Annotated in this window: 21 protein-coding genes; 7 read left to right on the top strand and 14 right to left on the bottom strand. The window is 45.7% G+C overall.

Going from position 1 to position 24,880, the window contains the following annotated elements; genetic code table 11:
• Positions 1-1,241 precede the first annotated feature (1,241 nt).
• Entirely contained in the window at positions 1,242-3,764 is a 2,523-nt protein-coding gene (locus H6F73_RS24945; protein ID WP_190761454.1) for a GAF domain-containing protein, read from the bottom strand.
• 854 nt (positions 3,765-4,618) lie between these two features.
• Here H6F73_RS24945 and H6F73_RS24950 point away from each other — a divergent pair.
• Both H6F73_RS24950 and H6F73_RS24955 read left to right on the top strand, forming a co-directional pair.
• The gene (locus tag H6F73_RS24950) at positions 4,619-5,242 is read left to right on the top strand and encodes a GNAT family N-acetyltransferase (RefSeq protein WP_190761455.1); all 624 of its coding nucleotides are present in this window, start codon (positions 4,619-4,621) and stop codon (positions 5,240-5,242) included.
• 313 nt (positions 5,243-5,555) lie between these two features.
• Positions 5,556-6,083: a hypothetical protein gene (locus H6F73_RS24955; protein WP_242072645.1), complete on the top strand. Its 528-nt coding sequence runs from the start codon at positions 5,556-5,558 to the stop codon at positions 6,081-6,083.
• On the opposite strand, the gene H6F73_RS24960 is transcribed toward H6F73_RS24955, so the two are convergent.
• Genes H6F73_RS24960 through hisB form a run of 3 tightly spaced genes read right to left on the bottom strand, consistent with a single transcriptional unit; the run spans position 6,055 to position 8,032 of the window.
• Positions 6,055-6,213 (bottom strand): hypothetical protein, encoded by a 159-nt coding sequence (locus H6F73_RS24960; RefSeq protein WP_190761456.1) that lies wholly within the window; start codon positions 6,211-6,213, stop codon positions 6,055-6,057. The genes H6F73_RS24955 and H6F73_RS24960 overlap by 29 nt on opposite strands.
• A gap of 4 nt (positions 6,214-6,217) precedes the next feature.
• On the bottom strand, positions 6,218-7,348 hold the full coding sequence (locus tag H6F73_RS24965; protein ID WP_190761457.1) for a histidinol-phosphate transaminase: 1,131 nt from the start codon (positions 7,346-7,348) through the stop codon (positions 6,218-6,220).
• Between the two features lie 39 nt (positions 7,349-7,387).
• Positions 7,388-8,032 (bottom strand): imidazoleglycerol-phosphate dehydratase HisB, encoded by a 645-nt coding sequence (gene hisB, locus H6F73_RS24970; RefSeq protein ID WP_190666390.1) that lies wholly within the window; start codon positions 8,030-8,032, stop codon positions 7,388-7,390.
• A gap of 206 nt (positions 8,033-8,238) precedes the next feature.
• Between hisB and H6F73_RS24975 the strand changes: the two genes are divergently transcribed.
• Positions 8,239-8,553 (top strand): WGxxGxxG family protein, encoded by a 315-nt coding sequence (locus H6F73_RS24975; protein WP_190761458.1) that lies wholly within the window; start codon positions 8,239-8,241, stop codon positions 8,551-8,553.
• A 98-nt stretch (positions 8,554-8,651) separates the two neighbouring features.
• On the opposite strand, the gene H6F73_RS24980 is transcribed toward H6F73_RS24975, so the two are convergent.
• The 4 genes from H6F73_RS24980 to H6F73_RS24995 all read right to left on the bottom strand — a co-directional run bounded on the left by H6F73_RS24980 (position 8,652) and on the right by H6F73_RS24995 (position 12,964).
• Positions 8,652-10,277, bottom strand: a complete 1,626-nt coding sequence (locus tag H6F73_RS24980; protein ID WP_242072646.1) for a GGDEF domain-containing phosphodiesterase — start codon at positions 10,275-10,277, stop codon at positions 8,652-8,654.
• A 536-nt stretch (positions 10,278-10,813) separates the two neighbouring features.
• Positions 10,814-11,845, bottom strand: coding sequence for a BadF/BadG/BcrA/BcrD ATPase family protein (locus H6F73_RS24985; protein WP_190761460.1), 1,032 nt, complete (start codon positions 11,843-11,845; stop codon positions 10,814-10,816).
• A gap of 27 nt (positions 11,846-11,872) precedes the next feature.
• Complete coding sequence (locus H6F73_RS24990) at positions 11,873-12,163, bottom strand: hypothetical protein (protein WP_190761461.1); 291 nt, start codon at positions 12,161-12,163, stop codon at positions 11,873-11,875.
• Positions 12,164-12,298: 135 nt separating this feature from the next.
• Positions 12,299-12,964, bottom strand: coding sequence for a YqiA/YcfP family alpha/beta fold hydrolase (locus H6F73_RS24995; RefSeq protein WP_190761462.1), 666 nt, complete (start codon positions 12,962-12,964; stop codon positions 12,299-12,301).
• A 239-nt stretch (positions 12,965-13,203) separates the two neighbouring features.
• Here H6F73_RS24995 and H6F73_RS25000 point away from each other — a divergent pair, with 239 nt between their 5' ends.
• Entirely contained in the window at positions 13,204-13,974 is a 771-nt protein-coding gene (locus tag H6F73_RS25000; RefSeq protein ID WP_190761463.1) for a class I SAM-dependent methyltransferase, read from the top strand.
• Between the two features lie 45 nt (positions 13,975-14,019).
• Here the strand turns inward: H6F73_RS25000 and H6F73_RS25005 are convergent, their stop codons facing one another.
• A complete protein-coding gene (locus H6F73_RS25005) occupies positions 14,020-16,281 on the bottom strand; it encodes a Tex family protein (RefSeq protein ID WP_190761464.1) in 2,262 nt (753 codons plus the stop codon).
• 466 nt (positions 16,282-16,747) lie between these two features.
• Here H6F73_RS25005 and H6F73_RS25010 point away from each other — a divergent pair, with 466 nt between their 5' ends.
• Positions 16,748-18,583, top strand: a complete 1,836-nt coding sequence (locus tag H6F73_RS25010) for a WG repeat-containing protein (RefSeq protein ID WP_242072647.1) — start codon at positions 16,748-16,750, stop codon at positions 18,581-18,583.
• Between the two features lie 94 nt (positions 18,584-18,677).
• Here the strand turns inward: H6F73_RS25010 and H6F73_RS25020 are convergent, their stop codons facing one another.
• A complete protein-coding gene (locus tag H6F73_RS25020; RefSeq protein ID WP_190761465.1) occupies positions 18,678-19,160 on the bottom strand; it encodes a DUF4385 domain-containing protein in 483 nt (160 codons plus the stop codon).
• Positions 19,161-19,242: 82 nt separating this feature from the next.
• Here H6F73_RS25020 and H6F73_RS25025 point away from each other — a divergent pair, with 82 nt between their 5' ends.
• On the top strand, positions 19,243-19,713 hold the full coding sequence (locus H6F73_RS25025; protein WP_190761466.1) for a VOC family protein: 471 nt from the start codon (positions 19,243-19,245) through the stop codon (positions 19,711-19,713).
• A 31-nt stretch (positions 19,714-19,744) separates the two neighbouring features.
• Here the strand turns inward: H6F73_RS25025 and H6F73_RS26805 are convergent, their stop codons facing one another.
• From H6F73_RS26805 to H6F73_RS25045, 4 genes are all read right to left on the bottom strand, one after another.
• Positions 19,745-21,955 carry a D-alanyl-D-alanine carboxypeptidase family protein gene (locus H6F73_RS26805; protein ID WP_242072648.1) on the bottom strand — a complete coding sequence of 737 codons (2,211 nt, stop codon included), beginning with the start codon at positions 21,953-21,955 and terminating at the stop codon, positions 19,745-19,747.
• A gap of 77 nt (positions 21,956-22,032) precedes the next feature.
• Positions 22,033-22,329: a hypothetical protein gene (locus H6F73_RS25035; RefSeq protein WP_190761467.1), complete on the bottom strand. Its 297-nt coding sequence runs from the start codon at positions 22,327-22,329 to the stop codon at positions 22,033-22,035.
• Between the two features lie 23 nt (positions 22,330-22,352).
• Positions 22,353-22,802, bottom strand: coding sequence for a hypothetical protein (locus H6F73_RS25040; protein WP_190761468.1), 450 nt, complete (start codon positions 22,800-22,802; stop codon positions 22,353-22,355).
• Positions 22,783-23,208 carry a hypothetical protein gene (locus tag H6F73_RS25045; protein WP_190761469.1) on the bottom strand — a complete coding sequence of 142 codons (426 nt, stop codon included), beginning with the start codon at positions 23,206-23,208 and terminating at the stop codon, positions 22,783-22,785. The genes H6F73_RS25040 and H6F73_RS25045 overlap by 20 nt, the downstream gene beginning before the upstream one ends.
• 341 nt (positions 23,209-23,549) lie before the next feature.
• On the opposite strand from H6F73_RS25045, the gene H6F73_RS25050 reads away from it, so the two are divergent.
• Positions 23,550-24,857, top strand: a complete 1,308-nt coding sequence (locus tag H6F73_RS25050) for an AAA-like domain-containing protein (RefSeq protein ID WP_190761470.1) — start codon at positions 23,550-23,552, stop codon at positions 24,855-24,857.
• Positions 24,858-24,880: the final 23 nt, after the last annotated feature.

Consider the following 24,880-nt stretch of genomic DNA (forward strand, 5'->3'; position numbering starts at 1 on the left):
TTTCGGGCCATCCGAGCGACCGGACGGATAAACCCTAACGCTTGTAGTGCAAGCATTTCCCTGGTATCCAAGCCAAAAAAAGCCGGCATTCCTAAAAAACAGCCGGTGGCTGAGGAGAGGCACAGGGGTGCAGATGACGACCCTTAAATTGAGACACAACAATAACCCATCGCTTGATCGCGGCAGCAGTTGTCTTGAGAGAATTAACTACATCTTGCCATAAGGTTTGGGAGTGAGCTTTGGTCATTATGATAGTTAGCACATTATGGCTTGGCCACGAGCAAGAGCGCTGCGAACACCTCCGCTTTTCTGGAAAAGCTGAAATCAGCGTTGCCTATCCGGACTGGATTGACCGCACAATAGCGCTGGGAAGGTGCTTGTACAGGGTAAAGGAGTTGGCGCTTGCACTCCGACGAAGGTTGATGCACTCCTTCAGTACGATCCTAATACACCGTTACCTAAGACCGACTCAACCCTATCTAACACACTTACTTTTCTATACTAGATAACAGACGCTAGGTTTAGCTTCTATAAAACTTACGTCGGAACGCTTCAACCTTAATAGAGCCATTACCCGTGAACCTGTCACACTGACCTTTTTTCTTACATTTGCGTGGATTCTCCCCAATTCTAAGCATGACGGGCAGCGCCGCCGTGTTTAGCTCATTGAGTACATTGAACGTTGTTGAGTTTTAACTCGGTTTTGAAGTATAGAAGCATCAATGAACATCCTTCACGACTTGAGTCACGCCGACACTTGGTTTCTCGTCTTTCGGGTTTCTAGAATAATTGTACAGAGGTGCGAAAAACACGTTAATAAGTTTTTACATTTCTTGCATTCACTCTTGTTGAACCGTGATTTTCAAAAATTTATGGCAACTAATTAATTCGATCTGTAACTTTTCACAGACAGCCAATAAAAGTTCAAGATCCAATTGAAAAGCCTAGCCCTGTGGGGGAATAGCCTTGCCACATATCGTTGCATAATGCGATTAAGCAGCCTTTCAGTTCCTTTTTTGGTTGTTAAGTTAACTGTCACACCCAACTTCGAGCAGATTTTTCAATACTGACCGTCACTTCTTTTATGTTGAAAGTTCTGTGGAAGCAATCGTTTATTCTCTTTTAAATCTGGAAGAGATGACAAGAGATAAATAGGGATTTGATTCCAGTTTTTTACCCCCTCAGATTGGATCGCCGTGTTAGAAGACAAAAGGAAAAATAGAAAATTTTGCCGTTTGCCTTTACTGCCGCAGTGGTAATTCAATGAAGAATTCTGTCCCGCCCCCAACAGTCGATTCACACCAGAGTTTTCCCTGATGTTTGTGTACCACTATTTTGTAGGCGATGGATAAGCCCAAACCCGTGCCGGTGCCCACCGGCTTGGTGGTGAAAAAGGGATCAAAAATTTTGGCTTGGTGTTCTGGGGCAATGCCTGTGCCGGTGTCTCGAATTCGGATTCGCACTTTGTATTGAGATGGGCTTGGGCGCATCTGTGCGAGGCGATCTTCGGAAGTTTGCTGCTGTTGTTGCAGATTGGTTGAGTCCTGCAAGATATCAGCCAAACAACATTCGGCACTAGAGATCAGCTCTGTACTAATGCTTAGCTGCCCACTAGAGACCTGTTTTGCCGGCTCTGAGTGTTCGCCTTCTTCTGTTCTGGCAGACTTCAAACCAACTTTTTGCGCTTCTTTGATCGCGTCAATGGCGTTGCAAAGAAGATTCATAAACACTTGATTAAGCTGGCCTGGATAGCAATCAACACGCGGAATCTCACCGTACTGCCGCACAATTTCTATACCATGCAGGCGGTTGTTTAGCAAGATCAAGGTACTTTCTAACCCTTCATGGACATTGACGGCCTTCTTTTCCGCTTCGTCTAAACGGGCGAAGTTGCGTAAGGTGAGGACGATTTCTCGCACTCGCTCAGCCCCGTTGCTCATGGAGTTGAGAATTTTGCCCAGATCCGATTGAATAAATTCAATATCGATTTGGGACTCAAACTCAGCAAGGGCTGCCGGTGGGTTGGGAAATGCGTTTTGATAGCGGCAAACTAACTCCAGAAGGTCGTCAGTGTAGTTGCTGATATATGGGATATTGCCGTAAATAAAATTAATTGGGTTATTGATCTCGTGAGCAACACCGGCAACCAGTTGCCCCAAGGAAGACATTTTTTCTCGGTGAACCAGTTGTGCTTGGGTGGCGTGTAAAGAGGCAATTAATTGGGTTTTTTCCTCAAGGTTTTTAGCAAGCTGCCGGCCCCAAGCTTTGGCTTCCTCGGCTTGTTGCTGGGTGCGTTTGTACAGTTGGGCTTGGGTAATAGCAATCGCAAGTTGATTAGCCAACGCTTCCACTGCCGCCGTGTCATCTTCCGTCCAATCGTAGGGTTGCTGTTTGATGGCCAAGATGTGACCCAGCAAGGTGTCCTGATAGCAAATCGCCGTATCTAGCAAAGCTCCTATTTGCATCTGCTGGAACAGTGCGCGTTCCCGCTCATCCAACTGGGCTGTTTGGGTATTGGGAACCACGTTCACGACTTGGCCCGATAAACTGTTGCTACAATACTGGCCACCGCCTTTAAATTCAATGGTTGTACCGACTTCTAGCCACGTGTCGCTGGATTGCCGGCGCTGCGGCTGGGACACTTGGTTTCGGCAAGCTTGGTGGGTGATTTGCAGGCTGCTGGGGTTGTGGGGGTGCGGGACGACAAAAATCATTAAATCCGCTTGAGTGAGCTGTAGTAGCTCGGCTAGGGCGGTGTTAATTGTGGTGTCGATATCTAAAAAGGTACGAATCCGATGGGCGATGCGGTTGAGTGCTTGCTCGCGCTGGGCTTGTCGCTGCGATTCACTGTAAAGGCGGGCGTGGTTGAGGGCGAGGGCGGCTTGTTGGGCCACCAGTTCGGCCAGTTGCATTTCTGCAACACTCCACAGCCGGCAAGAAGTGTATTGGCTGATGTAAACGCTGCCCAGTAAATTCCCCTCATAGACAATGGGCACCATTAAGGTTGAGTGGAGTCCGGAGGCTTGCAATAGCAGGCGCTCCACTTCTGAAATTTCGGCGGTGTCTACGTCCTGAGCAATCCAAGGTGAGTAGTGTTTCCAGCAGGTATCGCGATCTAAGCCCGATCCGAGCCGTAGGGTGAGACCCTCTGGGGTTTCGCCTGGAGAAATGGGTGCGCCGGTGGCTTCTGCCCGGTAATAGGTGGCGACGACGGCGAGGGTTTGGGCCGGCCTGTTATAAAGAATTAAGCCGGCACAGTCTGCACCTAAAAGGCTGCACAACTGGCGCACAATTGCCTGACGCACCTTGGTTTCGTCGAGGGAATGATGGATGTGGCTGGTAATTTGGTGTAAGCGCTGCGCTTGAGAAACTAACGAGTTGTCAGGTTCTTGGGGGATGCGAGTTGGGATGTGCGGATCTTGGTGAGAGAGTTGCTGTAGTTGTTTGCCTGTTTCCGGGTCGATATGGCCAAGAAATTGCAGACATTCAACCCAGCCTTTTGTCCAACCTTGGATCTCGGCTTGGGGCGTTGCGCTATCGGTGTGGGAAAGCCGGTGAAATAGTTCTGTGATGGCAATGTCTGCTTCGCTCTTTGATAGTGCTTCATGAAGTGGCGAATGAGCCACTTGTTGGCTGGTTGTTAATTTTTCTTCATGATCTCGCCATGTGTGGGAAGGTGAAATTTTTCGTCTTAAGTGGCGTCGTTTGAGGTCGATGGGTACTTTACCTCTAGAGGATTCAGCCGAATAAGGGTTAATTGCCATATCAATTTTGGTTTTGCTATTTTGGTTTTTGAATTTTAGAGGCGCAAAGTTTGACGCTTTGACCGGCAAAACGTGAGCCTCTACTTTGCATTTTTTATTAAGACTCTCGCTTTTGAAGTGTAACTTCACAAATACTTCAGCAATTTGCGGAAATATTGAAGAGATGGGAGAACGTAAGTGGCAATTTTGATATGCCAAGCTGCACTTAGCTCCTGTCTTAAGAGAAATGCGGACTGTTTTTTTATAGATGCATTATGGCAGCCATCAGGCTTCGCTGAGCGCAAAGGAGCCGGCGAAAACGTGTTTGACGTGATCGATAACCCGCTGAAGGCTGCTCTCACCTCTGAATGGAAGATGGGTTTAGATTGTATAGTGATTTGTCTCATTTATTGCATCGCAACGAAATGAGTTGGCCCGATATACTGCTTGTGGTAGATGCCCTTGAGGTCTCGATCCCCATCTGCATCAAGCTATTTTGACCGGCACCCTGAAATTTTGAGCAAAGGTTTTCCCACAGGGCATCCAAGTGGTAGCTCATCATGCCGTGTATGCTTTTTGCCCCAACCCTGCTTATAAGAGCTTACTGTTCAGTATAGTGCGTTATATTTTTATACTTTCTTTATTTTTAACTTCCAAGTGCCTTAAGAGGTTTTTTGACGAATGAGCTTAGAGAAATATGAGTAAGATAGTGGTAGAACCCCCAAAAACTCAGAAAAAAGCTGGAAATTAGCGAGTTCAGTCTCACCACTCAATTTTGTTGTCGTTATAAAATTTGACATTTCAGTGGTGATAGAACGCTGCTCTTGCCGGCTGAATCAATTAGGATAAGTTTTGCGCTCGTACCCTCACCAGTTGTGAACCCCTGCTTTTCTTCCCCGACGCATGGCCAGCCAGGACGCTCCGGCACCGCCGCCGATCAGACGCGTTTCATTATCCGTGCGGCCCAGTCCCCGGATCTGATAAGCTTAGCTGAAATTTTGACGGATAGCTTTCACTCTCGCGCCGGTTGGATGGGCTGCGTGTATCCGTTTTTGCGGATGGGTATTTATGAGGATCTGCGACACCGGCTCCGCACAGCCGGGGGTCACTACGCCTGCTTTGTGGCGGTCGATCCTGCTGTGGGAGAATCCACAGATGGTTCTCCTTACATTGTCGGCACGGTCGAGATGACTTTGCGATCTTCCTATTCTTGGCAGTGCAAATCTTTTCAATATCCCTACTTGTCAAACTTGGCAGTACGGAGATCCTCTCGCCGGCAAGGAGTGGCGCGGCAATTGCTGACTGCCTGTGAAGGCAAGGCTCTAGAATGGGGATTTCCAGACCTTTACCTCCATGTTTTAGAAAATAACAATCAGGCGCGACGGCTTTATTTTAAGGCCGGCTATCGGATTCAACAAGTTGATGCCGGCTGGAATTCTTGGTTACTCGGTCAGCCTAGACGGATTTTGTTACGCAAGCGCCTGGAAACCAGCGATTAAATCAATCTGCTGTTGGTTGGGCGAAGTGAAACGCAGGGTTCTCAACCCAGCGTCTCAAATTCCTGCCGGTGTTGAGTTTCCCGTTGCGCTACCCAAGCGTCCCATCTGTTGCATTCTTATCTGAAATTGAGATGAATCAGGAAACTGCTTTAGATAAGCCGGCTAGATGAACCGAAAATTCGCCTTCCGTTGTGTGCGCGAATCTTCAAAGAATCTTGTCTTTTTTGATAACTAAATTGCGTCATCATAAGAAGTGAAGAGGGCGATCCCATCGCTCTTTAACTAACCGCACTATCAGTCGGCTTTTGACGCAATGGATAACTTCAGCACTGACCCGCCGGCCCCCAAATCTGATAATGAAAGTACAAAGTCTTCTCAGAGCTTGATCCGGTACGCTCAAGGCTCTGAAATCCTGACGCAGATCAACAGCGGGCAGCTATTAGTGGTGGACAGCCATCAGCGCAGTGGCTTAATTCTTTATAAACGCTTCCACACGGAATTTGCTGGGCCAGGAGCAGCGGTTGGCGGTTTTTTTGATATTGACTGTCAGCGCACAGTGCCGGTGGGCAATCTGAGTTTGGTTTATCCAGAAACCCACGAGGCGAGACAGAAGGCTTTTTGGACTCGGCGGCATTGGATTCGGCTGATGGAACAGCTCACGGAAAAGTCAGGGCCAATGCAGCGAGCGCAGATGCTTTTGACGCAGTTTGAATATTATTTTGACCCAGAGACGGTCGCGCAAATACAGGATGAGGCTTTAGCCGGCCTTGTCGGTGTTTTACCGCAAACACTACGGATAGTGCGCCACAGTCTTAGGAAGCCGGCAGTCGTAAGAGCGTAGAAGGGAGTCCTGAGTCCTGAGTGCTGAGTCCTGAGTCCTGAGTGCTAAGTGAAAGAGGAGAGAGGGAGCAATCATCTTGATGCCCCATTCCCCATGCCCCATGCCCCATGCCCCATTCCCCATGCCCCATGCCCCTACAAAATCCCTTGCAACCGCTGAAGTGTGCGCGTGTTCTCTTCGGGGCTGCCAACAGTGATGCGGATGCCGCCGCCGGTGTGACGAATCAGGGTGCCTTGAGTTTTGAGTTGCTGGATCAGGTGGCTGAGGGCTGCATCCATGTCACCGGCATCTTTGAGACGCAGGTAAATGAAGTTAGCATTACTGGGCCAAATTTGCAGTTGCGGGATTTGGTTGAAGGCGTTAATTAACCGGCTGCGTTGGTCTAAAATTTGGGGTATTACGTCTAAAAGCTGTTGCCGATTGGCGAGGGCAACTTCGACGGCAGCTTGAGTAAAACTAGGCAAGTTGTAAGGCAAGCGGACTTTTTCGAGGGCGCTGATCACTTCCGGATGGGCAACCGCATAACCGGCTCGATGGGCGGCTAAGCGGAAGGCTTTGGAGAAAGTGCGTAAAATTACCCAGTTTGGTCGCTGGGGTAATTCTCCCACAAGGGTTGTCTGACTGAATTCAAAATACGCCTCGTCAATAACCACCAAGATATTTGCCGGCAAACTCTTGAGCCAGTCGATTTCTGCTGGGGTTAAGGCGTTGGCAGTGGGGGAATTGGGATGGACGACGAACACCGCGCGAATGGGTGGATTTTGCGTTTGTTCAATCGCCTTTTGAGCTGCTGCCAAGTCGATTTCAAAATTCGCTTCAGATCGCCCAACGGATACAACGGGAATGCCCAGGGTTTGCGCCAAAATCGCGTACATAGAGAAGGTGGGGTTGGCAACGAGGATCGAGCCTTCTCCCCCCAGACAAGTGGCGATTAACAAAGAGCGAATCAGTTCATCCGAGCCATTGCCTACAGAAATATTGGCTGACGCAATTTTAGCGGTTTCAATAGAACCCACAGATTCGCAGACATATTCGGCAATCGCTTCTTTAATGGCAGCATAACTGCCATCGGGATAGCGGTTGGATTCGATCAGCCGCTCAAAGGTGAATGCTAGCTTTTGTTTGAGTTCGTCAGGCAAGTCGTAGGGGCATTCGTTGGTATCCAGCCGATCAATGGAGGATTGAACGGGTTCACCGGCACTGCCGCCTGGGTGGGGCGTGTAGGCGCGGAGTTTGCTTAAATCTGAACGGATGAAGGGCAGCATGAAGGGGAGTGAGGAGTGCTGAGTGCTGAGTGGGAGAAATTACAGGACGCCTTTGGAACTAGGGATCGTGCCGGCACGGCGAGGATCGACTTCGGTTGCCATTCGCAGGGAACGAGCAAAGGCTTTGAAGGTGGCTTCGATGATGTGGTGGGAGTTAATTCCGTCTAGCTGACGGATGTGGAGGGTCATTTGGCTGTGGTTGACGAGGGCAACGAAGAACTCGCGCACAAGTTGGGTGTCGTAGGTGCCAACGCGTTGAGTGGGAATTTGCAATCCGTAGCTGAGGTGAGGGCGTCCGGAAAAGTCTAGGGCGACTTGAACGAGGGCTTCATCAAGGGGGGCAATGAAATGGCCAAAGCGGACGATGCCTTTGCGATCACTGAGGGCTTTTCCCAAGGCTTGTCCTAGGGTGATGCCGACATCTTCGTTGGTGTGATGGTCGTCTATTTCTATGTCGCCGGTTGCCCGCACGTCTAAGTCTAGCAGCCCGTGTGAGGCTATTTGGTGCAGCATGTGGTCTAGAAAGGGAACGCCGGTGTTGGCGGTGCAGGTGCCGGTGCCGTCGAGGTTGACGGTGACGTGTACATCGGTTTCGCCGGTGGTGCGGCTGACGGTGGCGCTGCGTGCCGGTGAGGGCACATCGAGGTTAGGAAGCGGTTGAGCGTTGCGGTCGCGTGTCTGCATGATTGCTGCTGACTTAGAAAAGGCATCCGTTTTATTATCTCTTTTTTGGTGCCGGTTACAGTTTTTACAGTCTTTGGAGGCGCGGCTTATCACTTCAGAGAGAGCGAAGAGGTTGGTTGGTTTCCCGCTGAAGATGGATTCGCTTTACTGGGGATACTGATACATTGATAGCTATGACAAGCCAATTGAAAAAAGAGAAGAGAAACATGAAGCGTTCTGATTTGTCGAAAGTTGCCAGTGCTGGCGTTATTGCCCTAAGCTTAGCTATTCTTCCAGGTGTGATGCCGGCTTCTGCCCAAACTAACACAGCTCCCGCCGGAACGAATGGAACGAATAACGATACCAATAGAACTGTCGTTGACACAACCCCTCTTCAAGAGAGTGAGGACGATAACAATCACTGGGGTGCGCTAGGTTTGTTGGGTTTAATTGGTTTGGCCAATCTCTTCCGCAAGGACGAACCGACCCGTTTTCGCGACCCAGAGCCGACTGCCACTTCCTCAACAACAACAAAATATTAAACAAAAAATGCAGTCTAATTCGAGCCGGCTATGGCGAAGTAGCCGGCTCATTTTTTTGCCTTGCAATTTAAGCTCTCATTCAAGTTTCAGCCTGTTCTTTATAACGCTGATTCACTGCCGGTGACGCCTGTCTGTAAAAGTCTAGCCAAAGCATCGGCAGGAACGGGCCGGCTAAAGTAGTAGCCTTGAATTTCATTACACCCTTGAGATTTGATGTATTCAAACTGATCTTGCGTCTCCACACCTTCAGCAGTGATCTTTAATTCCAGACTCTTTGCTAAGGATATTATTGCGTTTGTAACGGCTGCGTTATGGGGATCGGCAACAACATCTCGGACAAAAGATCGATCAATTTTTAAAGTGTCAATGGGAAAATGTCTCAAGTAATTTAAAGATGAGTAACCTGTCCCAAAATCATCCAGTGCAAGGGTAATTCCTCTGTCACGCAATTGCTGTAAGATATTAATTGTATTTTGAATATTATCAACAAACAAGCTTTCAGTGACTTCTAATTCTAGATAAGCAACATCCATACCTGTTTCTTCAAGGATTTGGTTAATTCGCTCCACTAAATCAGATTGCTCGAATTGACGGGCTGACAAGTTGACAGCCATCCGGATCGGGGGCAGTCCAGCTTCCTGCCAGATACGGTTTTGAGTGCAGGCGGTGCGTAACACCCATTCCCCAATTGGGACAATTAAACCGTTCGCTTCGGCAATGGGGATAAATTTAACCGGCGAGACGAATCCCAGCTCAGGGTGTTGCCAGCGCACAAGCGCTTCTACACCAACAATTTGATTATGGTGAAGCTCAACTCGTGGCTGATAGTGTAAATGAATTTCATTGCGTGTCAGGGCATGACGTAATTCATTTTCTAAAGTTAACCGTTCCTGCAATTGAGCCTTCATATCAGCCCCGAAAAACTGATAGTTGTTCTGTGCTTGGCGTCTTGCTAGATACATTGCTGTACTGGCATTTTCCCAAAGCTGATCGACTTGCGAGCCATCAAAAGGATAGACTGCAATACCTAGGCTGACGCTTATATGTAATGGCTTATTTTCAATGAAGAAAGTTGTTGAAAAAGTAGAGAGAATTTTTTTACATAAAGGTAATATATCTTCTGAGGCAGCGAGGTCAGTTTGAGCCAGCGCAAATTCATCTTTGGCAACACGACTGAGGAGATCGGTTGAGCGCAAACTAGCGCTCAGTCGCTGAGCAGCTTCCCTGAGTAGTAAATCACCGGCATCGCGCCCCAAGGCATTATTAATCTCTGAGAGGTTCTTTAGTTTTAACGAGATGACGGCTAATAGTCGGTTATTGTCCTGTGATCGGATTAAAGCCTGTTGCAGACGATCTTGGAATAAGGCTTGATTGGGTAAACCCGTGAGGTTATCGTAATTCGTCAGATGCTGAATAACTTCGTCTAATTGTTTAATTGTTCGGACTGTATCTGCCATCAAAATGCCGACTTCATCTGTAAATTTAGTGGGCAGGTTGGGTAGCTTTTTCTTATTTGAGTATTCTCGTAAGGTTAAAAAGGTGAGAATCACAGGTGCGAGAAGATTATGCAAGGCATAGAGCGTAAGGAGTGTGCCGGTTAGCGTCGCGACTAAAGCAATTCCCAGCACCCGCAGCGTCATCTCAAATGATGATGAGTTTGTCGTCAGAAAATAAAGCAAAAGGGTCAAAAGGGGTACATGAGTGCCTAAAAAGGCAACTAGCATGATTTTGCCCTTGTAGCTCGGCGGACGTTGAAAGCGAGATAGGAATGAGTACAGCCAAAGATTAGGGTGATTGATATGCATGAGAAATAATTTGGGATTAAGCGAACACAGGCTTAAGGGATGACTCAGCTTTTGTTAATAAATTAAGATATGCGGTCTTGAGCGGCGTTTCTTTGTAGCATAGGACACAATCAAGGTTGATCATTTACCACTTGTTAGGAGCCGTCAAGGGTAGACTTAACTTTTACATTTGTAAAATCTTTCTAAAAGATGGTGCTTGCGAGGCATTCGATTTAGATCTCAGCAGCGTAATCGATTTTTTACCCAATAGTGGGATTGAGGCACCCGTAGTCAGAGCTGCAATCAAGGGTGTTTGTATTTAAGTAAGCATTAATTTTAATTAATTTTCGTCTTCTCTTAGGAGCCTTTCTAAGAAGTTTAGCCCAGATAAAGTGGTGTGAAGGTGACTCGTATTGCTTTTGTAAAACCTTAATTCACTGTAATAATGGCTGAATTAACGGCTGATTTCTATGAATCTAACCTGGTGAGAGCGCCTGCAGGGCAAGTAAAGCGGCACCGTAAGCCGGCTCATGTCTTGCCCAAATTACGGTTGCTGAAGGGACAATTTCTGCGAGTGAGGTGGCAAACCGGCCTCGCAAATTTGCTAACCCGCGCCAAACTCCGCCCATTGTGACAACTTCAAAGGCTTCTTCTGGCTTAAATAATGCTTGACTTACGACTCGTGCTGCTAAAACTAATTCTTCAACTGCTTCATTAATAATGTTGTTGGCTATCAAGTCGCCGGCTGCTGCAGCTTCATCAACTATTGGCGATAAAGCGGCAATTTGTTTGACACCCCATCCGCGCCGGTAAATGACTTCAACTAAATCTTCAATGCTGTTGAGATTGAGATGTTGTGTGATTCGCTCAGTTAAAATTGTTGGACCTAAACGCCCGTCATAAGAGCGCACAACAGCTCTTAAACCACGGATGGCGATGTGATAACCGCTACCTTCATCCCCCAGAAGATAGCCCCAACCGCTGGCTCTTTTTGTCTGTCCCTGATGGTTTTGCCCAAATGCAATTGCGCCGGTGCCGGCAATAATCACAACTCCCACCGGCTTACCGACTCCACCAACTAAGGCGATTGCAGAGTCATTGCAAACGATGACGCGAGATGAGTGAAGAATTGAGAGTTGAGAATGCAGAAGATTATCAGCGCTCAATTCTTGATGATTGATTTCTACAGAAGGCGGCTGTAATGAAGGCTTTACGGGCAGTTCACTGCTTGAAAGCAACTGCTGCACCAATCCGCGCACCGCTTGGACATCCTGGGAACGCCCGACGCCGGCTAATCCCACACAGATTGCTTCAAGGCTGACTTCCCCAAGTGGTGCGGCTGCTTGGGCGATCGCGTCTCTAATAGAGTTGCCGGCTGCTTCGAGTCCTACTGTTTGATAATTAGAAGGGCCGGCTTCTCCACGCCCGATCACTAGCCCGCTTTTATCCATCAAAATGCAAACAGTCTTGGTGCCGCCGCCATCTATTCCTAAGACACAGCCTTTCATTAAGCCAACTCCTGTGCCGGTTGCCTGTTACTCAGCCTGTGAGGACTTGGGCTTTTTGTTATAGAGCAACATTCCCAGCCCTACAACTAAAATGGCCATCACCGGATTATTTTCTGGGATAGATTTTGGGGCGGGTGTTGTGGCAAAGCTAGAGGCTATGCGCTGGTTTCGGCAAATGCCATCACTACAATTCAGCGTCCAGCCGGTGGGCGACGAGGCGTTTTGTGCCGCTGCGGGGGACGCGAGGGCTAGTGCAGAAATCTCCACACCGGAAACGGCAATTAACGATAGAGCAACCTGAGAAATTAGCTTTGACATTGTGGGCATCGAAAGCGATTGAATTTATCATACTTACAGAGTGGCTTAAATATATGTATCGTAGGATGTAAAGTCTCACATTTTATGAGTGTTTTTCATCCTGCCCTTGTGATGACTAAAATCACATTGACAGGCTTACTCAGTAGCCTCTGATACTTGACAAAATCGGTCAATTGCTTGCCAAATTTGGGGCAGGACGTTGCCCAAGCCGTGATCGCTGTCCAGTTCCACCAGTTGCACCCAAGGGCGAGTGCCGGCAAAGTCCCGACTGGCTTGCACTGGAATCACTTCATCGTCAATTCCATGCAAAATTAGGGTGGGGACGGGTCTTTGCAAGTGGTGATCGTGATACTGGCCGGCATCTCTAATAAATTCATAGCTCAAAGGGAGCGATCGCTTCTGTCCGTAGTGATACACCGGCAGATATTTTTCTCTTTCCCAACGTTGCATTTGTTCTTCTCCGAGTTTTGACAGCCAATGCGTGAGAAATTCAAACGCCGGTGCGAGGAGAACAACTCGTTTGACTTGTGGGTATTGTTGTGCCAGCCAAGCAGCGGTTAACCCGCCAAAACTAGAGCCTATTAAGGTAATTGATGAGGGTGCCGGTGGAAATTCAGCTTGAACTTGTGTGATTTGTCGCGTTAAAGTAAGTTGAGAAAAATCCCCTTGATTTAGATCGGGCAATTTCATATAAATTTGCAACGAACTAAAACATTTGGCAAGGTACGTTGCTTTTTGAGATTGCGGGCTAGATGCAAATCCGTGCAAGTAGATATAAGTTGGCAAATCTGCTGAATACATCTTATTATTATAGCTAAAATCGAAATTTAAACTTAATTATATTATATTAGATTTACTTAAAAGTTTTATAATATGTATTTATTTAAAACTTCTTTAAGGCAGGTTTTTGATTTTAAGATTCAATTTGAATATCCAGCCAAATTTTTGCTAAGCTAAAAACTAACTTCAGAAATTATCAAAGCTTTTGTAACAAACCAGCTTTAAATTTTCTCAATTTAAGTTTTGACTAAGGAGCGATAATGAACTTTTTTAAAAATCTAAAAATCAAGGGTTGGGGTGGAGCGCTGGTTATTTTATTAATTTTAACCGGCTTGATATTTGCCGGCTCCAGAACTTTAAACTCAGAAACCACTGTTAGCGCTGACACTGTTTATGAGCAGCGCACGATCCATAGTCCTGATGGCATTGGAAAGTTTTATATGGGGCGAGAAATTGCACAAGTGATGGGGCATCAAGGAGCCGGTTGGTTAGAAAGACAAAGCCGCGAGTATGAAGAACAGCCGGATAAATTGGTAAATTCTCTTAATCTTAACCCGAAAGATGTGGTGGCGGATATTGGTGCCGGCACTGGCTACATCAGCTTTCGGATTGCTCGATTAGTGCCAGACGGAAAAGTGCTGGCGGTCGATATTCAGCCGGAAATGCTAGAAATTATTGAATTTTTGAAAAAAGAGAAAAAGATTAGTAACGTTGAGCCGGTTTTGGGAACCGTGAGCGATCCGAACCTGCCGGCTGAAAGCGTTGATTTAGCCATCATGGTAGATGCTTATCACGAGTTTGAATATCCCAGAGAAGTGATGGAAGCAATTGTCAAAGCACTCAAACCAGGGGGGCGCGTCGTTCTGGTGGAATACCGGGGTGAAAATCCTTTTATTGCTATCAAAGCCCTGCATAAAATGACCGAAAAACAAGTACGAAAAGAAATGGTGCCGGTGGGTTTAGTCTGGAAAGAAAATAAAGATGTTTTACCGCAGCAGCATATTTTAATTTTTGAAAAGCCAAAAGCATGAGATTAACCTTCCCAGGTATTTCTGGGAAGGAAAAAACTTAACGCCCTACTTTTTCTTACCAAACTTTGCCTTCAAATCGTCAATCGTTGGATTGCGACTCTCTACTTTACTCTCGTGCTTATTAGCAGGGCGCACGCTACTTGTTGTTGCGCCATCTGGCGATCTCATCGATAAGCTGATTCGGTTCAATTTCTCATTCACTTCTAGTACCCGCACTTTCACAACCTGTCCAACTTTCACAACTGTTTTGGGATCGTCAACAAATCGATCAGCTAATTGGGAAATATGCACTAACCCATCCTGATGAACGCCAATATCAACAAATGCCCCAAAGTTGGCTACATTGGTCACAACGCCTTCTAATTCCATCCCAACCATCAAGTCTCTTACTTCATTCACGCCTTCCTTAAACGTGGCATATTTGAACTCAGCTCTCGGATCTCTTCCCGGCTTTTCTAATTCGTTGATAATATCGCGGAGGGTTGGTTCTCCAACGGTATCAGTCACGTATTTCTTCAGATTTAGAGACTTGAGTTTTTCCGCTGCTTGAGAAATTCGATCAACCGGCACACTTAAGTCGGCGGCGATTGCTTCTACCAATTTGTAACTTTCAGGGTGTACGGCTGTATTATCCAGCGGATTTTCACCCCCGCGAATTCTTAAAAATCCAGCCGCTTGCTCAAATGCTTTTGGCCCTAATTTAGGCACTTTCAAAAGTTGCCGACGATTTTTAAATGCCCCGTTTTCATTGCGATAAGTGACAATATTTTTTGCGACTGCCGGCGTCATTCCCGATACAAAGGTTAGAAGTTCTTTTGAAGCTGTATTGAGGTCTACCCCAACATAGTTTACACAGCTTTCTACGGTTTCATCCAGCTTTTTCTTCAGCAACTTTTGGTCAACATCATGTTGATATTGCCCTACTCCAATCGACTTCGGATCGATTTTGACAAGCTCAGCTAAGGGATCTTGCAACCGGCGACCGATACTAATAGCACCGCGTACGGTAAGATCGAGTTCAGGAAACTCAGAAATTGCTACATCTGAAGCCGAATAAATAGAAGCTCCAGATTCGTTCACCATGACTTTAATCGGTTGACGATCTAAGGTTTTCAAGATATCACCAATAAACTCATCGGTTTCGCGGGAAGCTGTCCCGTTGCCGATGGCAATTAGCTCAATTTTGTACTTCTCAATCAGGTTTTTAACGGTAACAGCAGCAGAGGCGCGTTGACCGGCTCCCGTGTGTGGGAAAATGGTTTGATATTCTAAGAATTTCCCAGTTTCGCTAAGGACAGAAACTTTGCAGCCGGTGCGAAATCCTGGATCGACTGCGAGAGTAGGTTTCATGCCTGCCGGCGCAGATAGCAATAACTCCCGAAGATTGGTTTCAAACGTTTTAATGGACTCGATATCCGCTTCTAACTTTTTAGCAGCACGTACTTCACTAATAAGGGAGGTTTTCATCAGCCGATTGAAAGCATCTTTGAGCATCGTCTGATAAAATTCTCGAACCGCCGGCACCTTGGTTTTTATTTCCTGAGATTCCAGATAATGCATCACTGCCGGTTCCTCATAAGAGAGTTCTAAATCCAGCACTCCGTCTGTTTCTCCCCGAAATAAAGCTAACAAATTATGCGGTGCAATATCTTTGACCTTAATTTGGTAATTTCGGTACATCTCAAACTTGGTACTGCCTTCGGGATGCTCATCTTTAATTTGCGAGACAAAAGATCCCGAATGCATTAAATAATCTCGCAAGTAAGCCCGCAATTCTGCTCTCTCCGAAACTTCTTCTGCTAAAATATCAGAAGCTCCTTTAAGTGCTTCCTCGGCAGTTTTAACACCCTTTTCTTCAGAAATGTATTTAACTGCTTCTTGCTCTAGCGATACCGGAGAAGCACTCTTATTATTGAGCGATTTGATGAATGATGCCAGCGGTTCAAGTCCTTTTTCCCTAGCAATTGTGGCTCGCGTGCGGCGCTTGGGTTTAAAGGGAAGATAAAGGTCTTCGAGTTCGTTTTTTTGCAAACACGCTTCGATTTTTGCTTTCAGTTCATCGGTGAGTTTGCCTTGCTCTGAGATCGTTTTTAAAATTGCTGCTTTGCGTTCTTCAATTTCGGTTAAATAAGCGTGCCGGTCAAAAAGATCGCGTAATTGAATTTCGTTTAGTCCCTCGGTGCGCTCTTTTCGGTAACGCGCAATGAAGGGAATGGTTGCGCCTTCACTCAAAAGTTCGAGAGCGTTTTTCACTTGGGAAGGACTAATGGAAAGCTCTTGTGCGAGAAGTTGAGGGATGTTCAGCATAAGGTATGTATTCAGTCTATCTTTTATAGGATAAGCTGAAATTCACGAGGTGATAAGATAAGATGTCAAATTTGAAGATATCGTCGGCATTCCGCTTTCTTTTTGATGAGTAACATAATTTTGCTTTCTTCCGCTCTTTCCAAGGAAGACCGCTTCACAACGTATTTACATTATTTAATTGAAATATCCCTACAAGAGATTAGGCATTTAGGCAGAGATGGCGGCCTACTCTTAGTCCTTGTAAAGTTTATTTTTTTTAATATTTTTGAGATAAAATCCCAAGTATTACTCTATAAAAATTGTTGCTTCAATCCTTAAAAAAAATTAAAATTTGAGAAATGAATCTGTTCAAATACTCACAATGTGACAGTTTAACAGGCGGACAGTTGTAACCGGCTTTTTCAATATAAACTTTTAGAGTTGTAATGAGATATTCAATTCCCAACCTAATTTACAACACTAAATTATGCCATCTACTTTCTCTGACATTCAAAACCATTGGGCGCAAACGCCAATTGCACAACTAGCTGAAAAATCGATCATCAGTGGCTATCCTGATGGAAGCTTTCGTCCAAATGCTACCATTACCCGCGCCGAACTTGCTGCCCTTGTGCGTAAAGCATTCCCGAATGCCCCAAAAATTCGGAGTGCGGTAAATTTTACCGATGTGCCCAAAACTCACTGGGCATTTGAAGCGATTTCTACCGCTTATGAAATGGGATTTTTATCCGGATATCCGGAGGGAATTTTTAAACCAGAACAACCGCTAGAACGAACTCAAGCCTTTGTTTCTCTGGCAAATGGGCTAAAATACAGTGCCCCCACAAATTCCGCTGAAACGCTTAAAAAATATTTTGAGGATGCCGCACAAATTCCGGGTTATGCCACAAGTGCAATTGCCGCAGCCCTTCAAAACCGGCTCGTTGTCAACTATCCCAATGTGAAACAACTCAAACCTCTGCAAAATGCCACACGCGCTGAAGTTGCTGCTTTGATTTGTCAAGCTTTAAACATTGCTAATGCCGTGCCGGTGCAATACATTGCAGGAGCTTTTGAAATTCCACCGCAATTTGATGGTGCCGGCGATTTTGCAGAGGGTATTGCCTCAATCTCAATCGGTGAGAAATACAGCTTTATCGATAAAACTGGCAAACCGCTAACCCAGCAGTTATTTGATAGTATCGGCGAGCGTTCTGAAGGATTGCAATCTGTTACCATTGGCTCAAAAGTAGGTTATATTGACACCACAGCAAAACTTGTTATTCAGCCTCAATTTGATAACGGCTCTCCCTTCTCTAATGGTTTGGCTGTCGTCATTGTTAACGATAAGTTTGGCTACATCGATCAAACAGGCAAATTTATCATTCAGCCTCAATTTGAGTTTGCTAATCCCTTTTCAAAATCTCAAGAACTCGCGTTAGTGGGACTCAATCGGAAAAGCGGCTATATCGACAAAGCCGGCAAAATTGTAATCCCGCCTCAATTTGATGAAGCAGGGCTATTTTACGAAGGGTTGGCAAAGGTAAAAATCGGCCCTCAAAACGGCTTTATCGACACCACCGGCAAAATTGTTTTTCAGACGCCAGAAGGCTCTTTTAAATCTTTTTCTGAAGGATTAGCAGCTTTTACCATTAACTCTAAAGTTGGCTATATCGACAGAACCGGAAAGGTTGTTATCGAACCTCAATTTGATACAGCAGATCCCTACCCTGAATCCTATGACTTCTCAGAAGGGCTAGCCGTGATCCGAATGAATAACAAATTCGGTTATATTGACAAAACCGGCAAGATAGTAATTGAGCCAAAGTTTGATGGTGCTTTGCCTTTTTCTCAAGACAAAGCGGAAGTGAGATTTGAGGGAAAACGAGCGATTATTGACAAAGCCGGTAAATATTTAATCGCACCTCAATATTCCCTTAGTGAATATGAGCTTATTGGGCCTTTTTCTGAAGGGCTAGCACAAGTTTTAAAACTCTGGGAAGGTGTGGGTTACATCGATGAAACAGGGAAACTCGTCATCCCAGCACAATTTAATGGAACGGGTGTGTTTCCTGGTGATGCCCGCCATGCGCCTTATTTCAAAGGCGATGGGAAATTTTCTGAAGGATTAGCTGCCGTTGAAATTCAGCGCAAGTGGGGCTACATTGACAAGACTGGGAAAATGGTCATTCAGCCACAATATGAGGCTGCTTGGGCTTTTTCTGAAGGGCTAGCAAGAGTTAATGTGGGTGGAGAGTGGAATGGTATGCAAAACTATATTGAAGGCGGGAAATGGGGGTATATAAAACATCCCCTAAAGTAAGCAATTAATCTTTGCGAGAGTGCAATATCATTGCGTTAATTGCGCTCTCGCAAAAAATATACGAATACAAAATCTAGCAGCGTCATACGGTTACCTAATCTTTAGGCCACTTGGCTAAAAGCTGAAGATATTTCTCGTTGGTTTTAGCCAACATCCATTTTTCTTTAAATATTGCTGCAGACTCCGCTTTTATCGGATCAACTTCATAGGGCAAAATATCTTTTCTCGCTTCCTTTTGGGCTTCCTGCGAACTTTCCTTTTGAGGATTTTTCTGATATTTTTTGCCACTTTTATGATTGGCATACCGGCGGGCGCGAGTGTAACCCATTTGTAAAAACTTCCGCGCCATATCCGCCCCGACAAAATCATCCTGTTCCAGATAATTCAGAAAAATTTCATAAATTTTTTCGCTAGACTGCCGCGCAATCTCCGGAGTTTTAAACCGCCAGTGAGGAAGAATTTCAGATTTATAGGGTTCTACTAACAGCACCCCCTGTTCACCTTTGCCAACGCGGTAAAGTTCTGGGGATAAGCGAAAATCAATGGTTTTAAAATCTAAAGAGTAGTCAAACGGCATGAGCAACTTTTATTTTTTAACGATAAACTTTAAAGTAAACGTCTCAGGTTTATTATAAATCAAAAAAGGAGCCGGCTCTGCGATGGTATCTAGCCAAGCGTCCCTTACTACAGCCCTTGCCTCTGGCGATTTACGGCGTGTACACCATATCGCTTTGAATGTACAGGATATGCAAGCTTCCCGCCACTTCTACGGCAGTATCCTTGGTTTGCATGAACTCACCGGCAATGAGGTGCCGGCAACCCTGCGAGAATTAGTAGCAGCAGGGAAAGTTACCAATTTTGTTACCCCAGATGGCACCGTCATCGATTTATTTTGGGAACCAGATTTAACACCCCCCGATCAAGATCCCCATCGCGCTTTTACCCGTGCCAATCACCTCGCTTTTGATATCGATCCGCAGTTATTCGATACAGCCGTTGAAGTGATTAAACAAAATCAAGTTTCAATCGATCATGGCCCAGTTACAAGACCTACCGGCAGAGGGATTTACTTTTATGATCCGGATGGATTTCTCATTGAAATTCGTTGTGATCCAGAAGCAATAATTTAAATCCCTCATTCATAAATTAGGGTTCTTTTTTTTACTTCACCGCCACCCTTGCGGCTTTGAATGTATCTTGACTTTGTGTGTCTCCCACATATCTCCAATGCCAAGGCTCATAAGTGACACCCTGGCGGTTATTCCGTGGAAATGACAGCTCAAATCCATAAGTTTCAGCATTCGCCAGCATCCAGCGAAACGCCGGCGTATTTTCCAAATCTGGGCTGAAATTTAGCTCAGGATGTGAGGCATCACCAATATCAATTGCGTAGCCGGTGTGATGTTCCGAATAACCGGGAGGCGCACTCACTTTAGCTCGTTCTTCTGGGGACTGCCCCCTAGCCGCTGCAGTGTCGTAAAATACAGAGCGCTGCTCTTGGATAGAGCGAAACCCAGAGATGGGAACAAGTGTAATATTTTTTTTACCGGCAGCCGCAACCATTTCTTTAAACTTAGCCGCAGCATTTCGGCGGAGTTTCTCGCCATTTCCCACATTAACCAACTCATTTTGTGGAGCTTCAGCGTAAGCCAAATGCCCGTATAAAACAGGTTTAGGTGCGACAGATGTAGTGGCTTTGGGTTCAAATTTCTGTGGGATTCTGCTACTAATTGCCCACTCTATATATCCCCGTTGCGGTGGCACATATTGATGATTCACGCTCTCTCCCCAGTGCAAATGTGGCCCAGTTGTAGCAGCTCCACTGTTGCCAGTTCTTGCAAAGATTTCTCCAGCTTTATGGGTGCCGGCTTTACAAGAAGATAGATGGACAGCAGCAAAGCTTCTATCTGGAATACTCTGAGAATTGATGATAGCAGTCAATCCCCCTAAATGTGTATTAAAGCATTGAACTTTGACGGTTGCTCCCGGTAGCGCCATCGCATAAAGCGGGGTTCCAATAGGCGTTCCCACATCAAGTCCGTTGTGATATTTGCTACAAACAGCGCAGGGTTGGGGTCTAATTCCAAAATGAGAAGCAATTCGGTAGGAACCAACCCTATCACCGTATTTTGGGGAACTCGCTAATAAGCTTCCTGTATCAAATTTAACTGTCTTTTGATACCCACCGGCACCCAAGTAAACAGCTTTAGCACTGGCAATTTCCACACCCTTTGGTTTCTCTGGGACGACGGGAACTTCTGGAGGAGGTGCCGGCTCAAAACTCAGCGTCAATGCTTCAGAAGATGTAGGTTGATTGGAAGCCGATAGCACCACATTTTGAACGCTATTTAACAGATTTTTATCTTCAACATCTGCCGAAGTTGAAACCAGCAACGACACATCTATACTGTCGGAATCTGGAATCCGAGCCGGCGCAGAACCCTGATCTAAAGTCGGTTCAAAACTTAGCACCATTGACTCTGATATCGATTGCGCTTGTGGTGTGGAAATCGGCTCATCTTGACGAGCGGGTTTGCTAGGAATTGGCTGATTCACGGTGTTAACTTTACTAGAAGCAATTTGAATATTTCCCAGATTTAGCTTTAAGGCATAACTCACTTCCCCCACTCTGCGTCCCTGATCGAGTGCGATACACTGCCACCGCCAAGCCTCTGAATAAGCTGTCAGTCCCGCCAATTGCCGCCGGTAGTGAGGTTCCCTGAGACAAATGCCGAAAAGTCCGCTAGCATCGAGCTGTCCGACTTCATTGCGAAACGCTTCCACTCGCGCATCTAATATTGCACGTTCCCCGCGTAGTCCTTTTTCCAAGGCTTTTTTATACTTTGCTGCAAATTGCCGGCCTGCAAAATTTGACTGATTCCAAATATCAGCCCCGTTAACCAGCGCTTCAATGTCAGTTTTTACGTCAATTCCTAAATCTTTTAACTTGCGCTCAACGGCGGCTGATTGGCTCTGTAAGGCTGCTAAACACCGGCGATCAGCTTCCGCAACGGTTAAGTTTAAAGCGCGGTTCCAGCTACAAAACCCGCGATTTGTGACGTGATTTCCCGGATCGATATGTCCTAGATAAAGAGAGGTGGCTTTTCCTGCCGGTGTCAGGTTGCCTTCAGCGGCTCCGATGGCGATACTGCCGGCAGATTGACGAGTGGCAAATAGCTCGGCAGCGGATAGTTTTTGCAGGATGTTTTGTGGTTTTTCTATTTCTTGAATGGGTGCCGGTGGGGGAGTTTGAATATCTGGCTCTTGAATGCTAAAATCCAGCACGATTGGGGAGCCTAATGCGGCTTGGCCGGCTCCCAATACCAGCACTAAGACTCGAACAAGAAAGTTTGTAATGATGTATCGTTTCATTTTTGAGTGCTGATTTCTGAGGCGTCAAGGAAATTTCTTTTTTTAACCACAGATGAACACAGATGAACACAGATGAGTTAACGGTTTGTGTGATATGGAAGTTGGGAAAATGCTTTTTTTTCACCACAGATGATAGGGCAGTCTGACGTTAGCCATACATAGATGAACACAGATGGGTTAAGCAGCATCTTGTAGGTTGAATTAAGGAAGGCTAATTTCTCCCCAATGCCCCATGCCCCATGCCCCATGCCCAATGCCCCATGCCCAATGCCCATACCTTTAGGTTGGCGAAGCCTTGCCCCATGCCCAATGCCCCATGCCCAATGCCCCATGCCCATACCTTTAGGTTGGCGAAGCCTTGCCCAATGCCCCATGCCCAATGCCCAATGCCCCTCTCTCACGGTGGCAACAACATTTGCTCAATAATTTTCTTAGAAGGTTCTACCATTGCCCATCGACCATCGGGTTGTTTGTTGAGCAAGGCAAACCGCAGATCGTTGCCGGTGGCGATGGGTTCGCCGGCACTTCGGGGGCCGAATTTTGGTGATGAAAGTCCGCACAAACGGAATAGGTAAACCGGCAGTTCTTCGCTGGAGAAAATGACGCAGGTTGGTTTATGTGGCTGCACTTTGCCATCAAAAGGTGCATAGATTGCATCCCCATTTAAAGCGAGGGAAATATCGCCGAGTCCGCCTAATATTTGATGGCCGGCAAGTTCATCCCCAGGTTGCAATTCCCAAGATTGGTAAAGGGTTAGTTCTCTGGGGGGTTCTGCCGGCTGTTGCGTGCAGCCGGTGGCGATGAGTAATGCTACGGCAAGCAAGGCTCTACGAACGCTTGAAGCCATACCCAACATAGGTTTCTCCTTCATAGATAATCACGAGGGATGTTTGCGGATCGAATGCTAAGGGGTAAATATCGCGAGCTGTGGTAGACCCTGCGCGAATGTTTAAAGAAGGCAGCCGGCAGTAAGGTTCTTTGGCAATTTCTTGCACTTTGCGGCGCTGGGTGCGCTCTGGCACGCTCAAAAGTTTTGCTAATTGTTCTCGCGATAATGCCGCTTTTGGTTGCACAATTTCAGCGCAAGTTTGTGTTGGCCCTGATGAGCGTTCTCTGGGTAAATTTGCCGGGACTTTAGACAGCAAGGCGACACCGCTTAACAGCAAGGCGACAGCACCTAACACGGAACCACCGGCTACTAGATATAGCTTTTCCCGTATCTCTCCATCCGAGGATGTTTTACTTGGTGTCATATTTAAAAAATTAGGTAGTGGGAAAACAATCAATTCCCGAATTTTTACCAATAATTAATTTTTTCCCTGATTGGTTTGACTGTGAATCGAATCCATATATAAAGGTATAAAGGATAAAAAAAGAACTGTCATTACTGTTTTATGTTTCGCCAATAAAATATTTTTAGAATCAAGATTTAGGTCTTTTTAGAGCATAAATGGAGCATTAATCGAAAAATGCTTCTCTAGATGGAGCGTGAGTGAAGCGTTAATCGTATTTTTTTCCTTGCACTGTGTTTTAAAATAGAAGAGGGAAGTGACAAGCGTGAGTTAAAGTTGTGTGGGGGTGGGTTTCTGCGCTTATGAGTAAAAAGCTGAGTCAAGAGGAAGGGTTGAGCCGGCTAGAGGCAGAGCTGAAGGCAAACGAAGATTGGAAGAAGCTGATTAGTGACGGAGATTTTGCTCAATGGTGTGGACGCGCACGCAGCACGGCTCATCGGTGGCTGAAGAAATACGAAGAAGAAAAGTTTATTAAAATCACCACGCCTGATTGTGCCGGTCGGGACAGTAAAAAAGAAATTATTTGGGTTGGCAAACAAGAAAAACCTGTTATTTATCCCCTCATCGGAATTGTGCCAATTGGAGATCGACGGTATATAGAACGAGCAGCCGATAAAACGTGCCGGCAAGCCTTACAAGCGGATCGCAGCAAAAAAAGCGCCATGCCGTTTATTAGAATCAAAGCCTCTCAAGGAATGGGTAAGTCTTCTTTGCTAGTTCACCTCCGGCACTTATTAGAGAAACAACCGAATCATTTAGTTGGTTTTGTCGATTTGGGAGGCGTTGGTTTTGAACCCGAAGCGTTCACAAATTTAGATAAACTTTTACAGCGTTTTACCTATGCCATTGCTCAATCATTCAAAGGCACGTTGAGTAACTATGATCTAGAAGATTTAAAAAAATCTTGGCGTTCCGATGTTGCTCCCGGTACAAATTGCACAGATTATTTACGAGATCGTATTTTCTCAAAAATTAAGCAAAGCAAAACTTTAATTATTGACGGAATTGATGCAGTTTTGGGGTATGAGAAAACTCAAACACCTTTTTTAAACTTGCTGAGGACTTGGAATGAAACTGAAATGAAGGTCGTCAGTCAGGCGCAAATTGTTTGGCCAAGTATTGTTGTTGCTTATTCAACCGAAACCTATTTGGATCGAGAAATTCGCGGTTCTGTGATGCCGAATGTGGGAGATGCGGTTGAATTAGAAGAATTTAACTCGAATCAAATTTTAGAACTTGCGAATAAATATGGCTTAGAAACTTGGACAAACGCCGAAGTCAAAACTTTAAAAGCGTTAGTAGGTGGCCATCCAGCTTTAGTTAATTTGGGTCTTTATCAAATTAGTCAAAATAACCTAAGCTTAGAAGAATTGGAACGCAAGGCTGTTCAGGCAAACGGGCCATTCGGTTCTTATTTACTGAATCATTTAGAATTGCTACAAAGAAATCAAAATTTACGTCAGTGTTTTAGCAATATTTTAAAGCAAGAACCTTGTAAAGATGAGTTTGCAAAGTTTCAGTTAGAGAAAGCCGGCTTAATTAGACAGGATGGGTTTTCCTGGGAGGTTAGGTTTGAGTTATACAAACGATATTTTCAGGAACATTTATAATAGTTTTAGAAGGATAATTGAGT

This window comes from Microcoleus sp. FACHB-68, from assembly GCF_014695715.1.
Lineage (GTDB): Bacteria > Cyanobacteriota > Cyanobacteriia > Cyanobacteriales > Oscillatoriaceae > FACHB-68.

Coding starts and splice junctions, on each gene's coding strand:
- H6F73_RS24965 (WP_190761457.1), bottom strand. CDS start 7,348: ATGCTGCCCTTCATCCGTTCAGATTTAAGCAAACTCCGCGCCTACACG.
- H6F73_RS25000 (WP_190761463.1), top strand. CDS start 13,204: ATGAACTTTTTTAAAAATCTAAAAATCAAGGGTTGGGGTGGAGCGCTG.
- H6F73_RS24990 (WP_190761461.1), bottom strand. CDS start 12,163: ATGTCAAAGCTAATTTCTCAGGTTGCTCTATCGTTAATTGCCGTTTCC.
- H6F73_RS25020 (WP_190761465.1), bottom strand. CDS start 19,160: ATGCCGTTTGACTACTCTTTAGATTTTAAAACCATTGATTTTCGCTTA.
- H6F73_RS25025 (WP_190761466.1), top strand. CDS start 19,243: ATGGTATCTAGCCAAGCGTCCCTTACTACAGCCCTTGCCTCTGGCGAT.
- H6F73_RS25040 (WP_190761468.1), bottom strand. CDS start 22,802: ATGGCTTCAAGCGTTCGTAGAGCCTTGCTTGCCGTAGCATTACTCATC.
- H6F73_RS25050 (WP_190761470.1), top strand. CDS start 23,550: ATGAGTAAAAAGCTGAGTCAAGAGGAAGGGTTGAGCCGGCTAGAGGCA.
- H6F73_RS25045 (WP_190761469.1), bottom strand. CDS start 23,208: ATGACACCAAGTAAAACATCCTCGGATGGAGAGATACGGGAAAAGCTA.
- H6F73_RS25010 (WP_242072647.1), top strand. CDS start 16,748: ATGCCATCTACTTTCTCTGACATTCAAAACCATTGGGCGCAAACGCCA.
- H6F73_RS26805 (WP_242072648.1), bottom strand. CDS start 21,955: ATGAAACGATACATCATTACAAACTTTCTTGTTCGAGTCTTAGTGCTG.
- H6F73_RS24980 (WP_242072646.1), bottom strand. CDS start 10,277: ATGCTAGTTGCCTTTTTAGGCACTCATGTACCCCTTTTGACCCTTTTG.
- H6F73_RS25005 (WP_190761464.1), bottom strand. CDS start 16,281: ATGCTGAACATCCCTCAACTTCTCGCACAAGAGCTTTCCATTAGTCCT.
- H6F73_RS24960 (WP_190761456.1), bottom strand. CDS start 6,213: ATGGGGCATGGGGAATGGGGCATGGGGCATGGGGCATGGGGAATGGGG.
- H6F73_RS25035 (WP_190761467.1), bottom strand. CDS start 22,329: ATGGGGCATTGGGCAAGGCTTCGCCAACCTAAAGGTATGGGCATGGGG.
- H6F73_RS24975 (WP_190761458.1), top strand. CDS start 8,239: ATGAAGCGTTCTGATTTGTCGAAAGTTGCCAGTGCTGGCGTTATTGCC.
- H6F73_RS24995 (WP_190761462.1), bottom strand. CDS start 12,964: ATGTATTCAGCAGATTTGCCAACTTATATCTACTTGCACGGATTTGCA.
- H6F73_RS24985 (WP_190761460.1), bottom strand. CDS start 11,845: ATGAAAGGCTGTGTCTTAGGAATAGATGGCGGCGGCACCAAGACTGTT.
- H6F73_RS24945 (WP_190761454.1), bottom strand. CDS start 3,764: ATGGCAATTAACCCTTATTCGGCTGAATCCTCTAGAGGTAAAGTACCC.
- hisB (WP_190666390.1), bottom strand. CDS start 8,032: ATGCAGACACGCGACCGCAACGCTCAACCGCTTCCTAACCTCGATGTG.
- H6F73_RS24955 (WP_242072645.1), top strand. CDS start 5,556: ATGGATAACTTCAGCACTGACCCGCCGGCCCCCAAATCTGATAATGAA.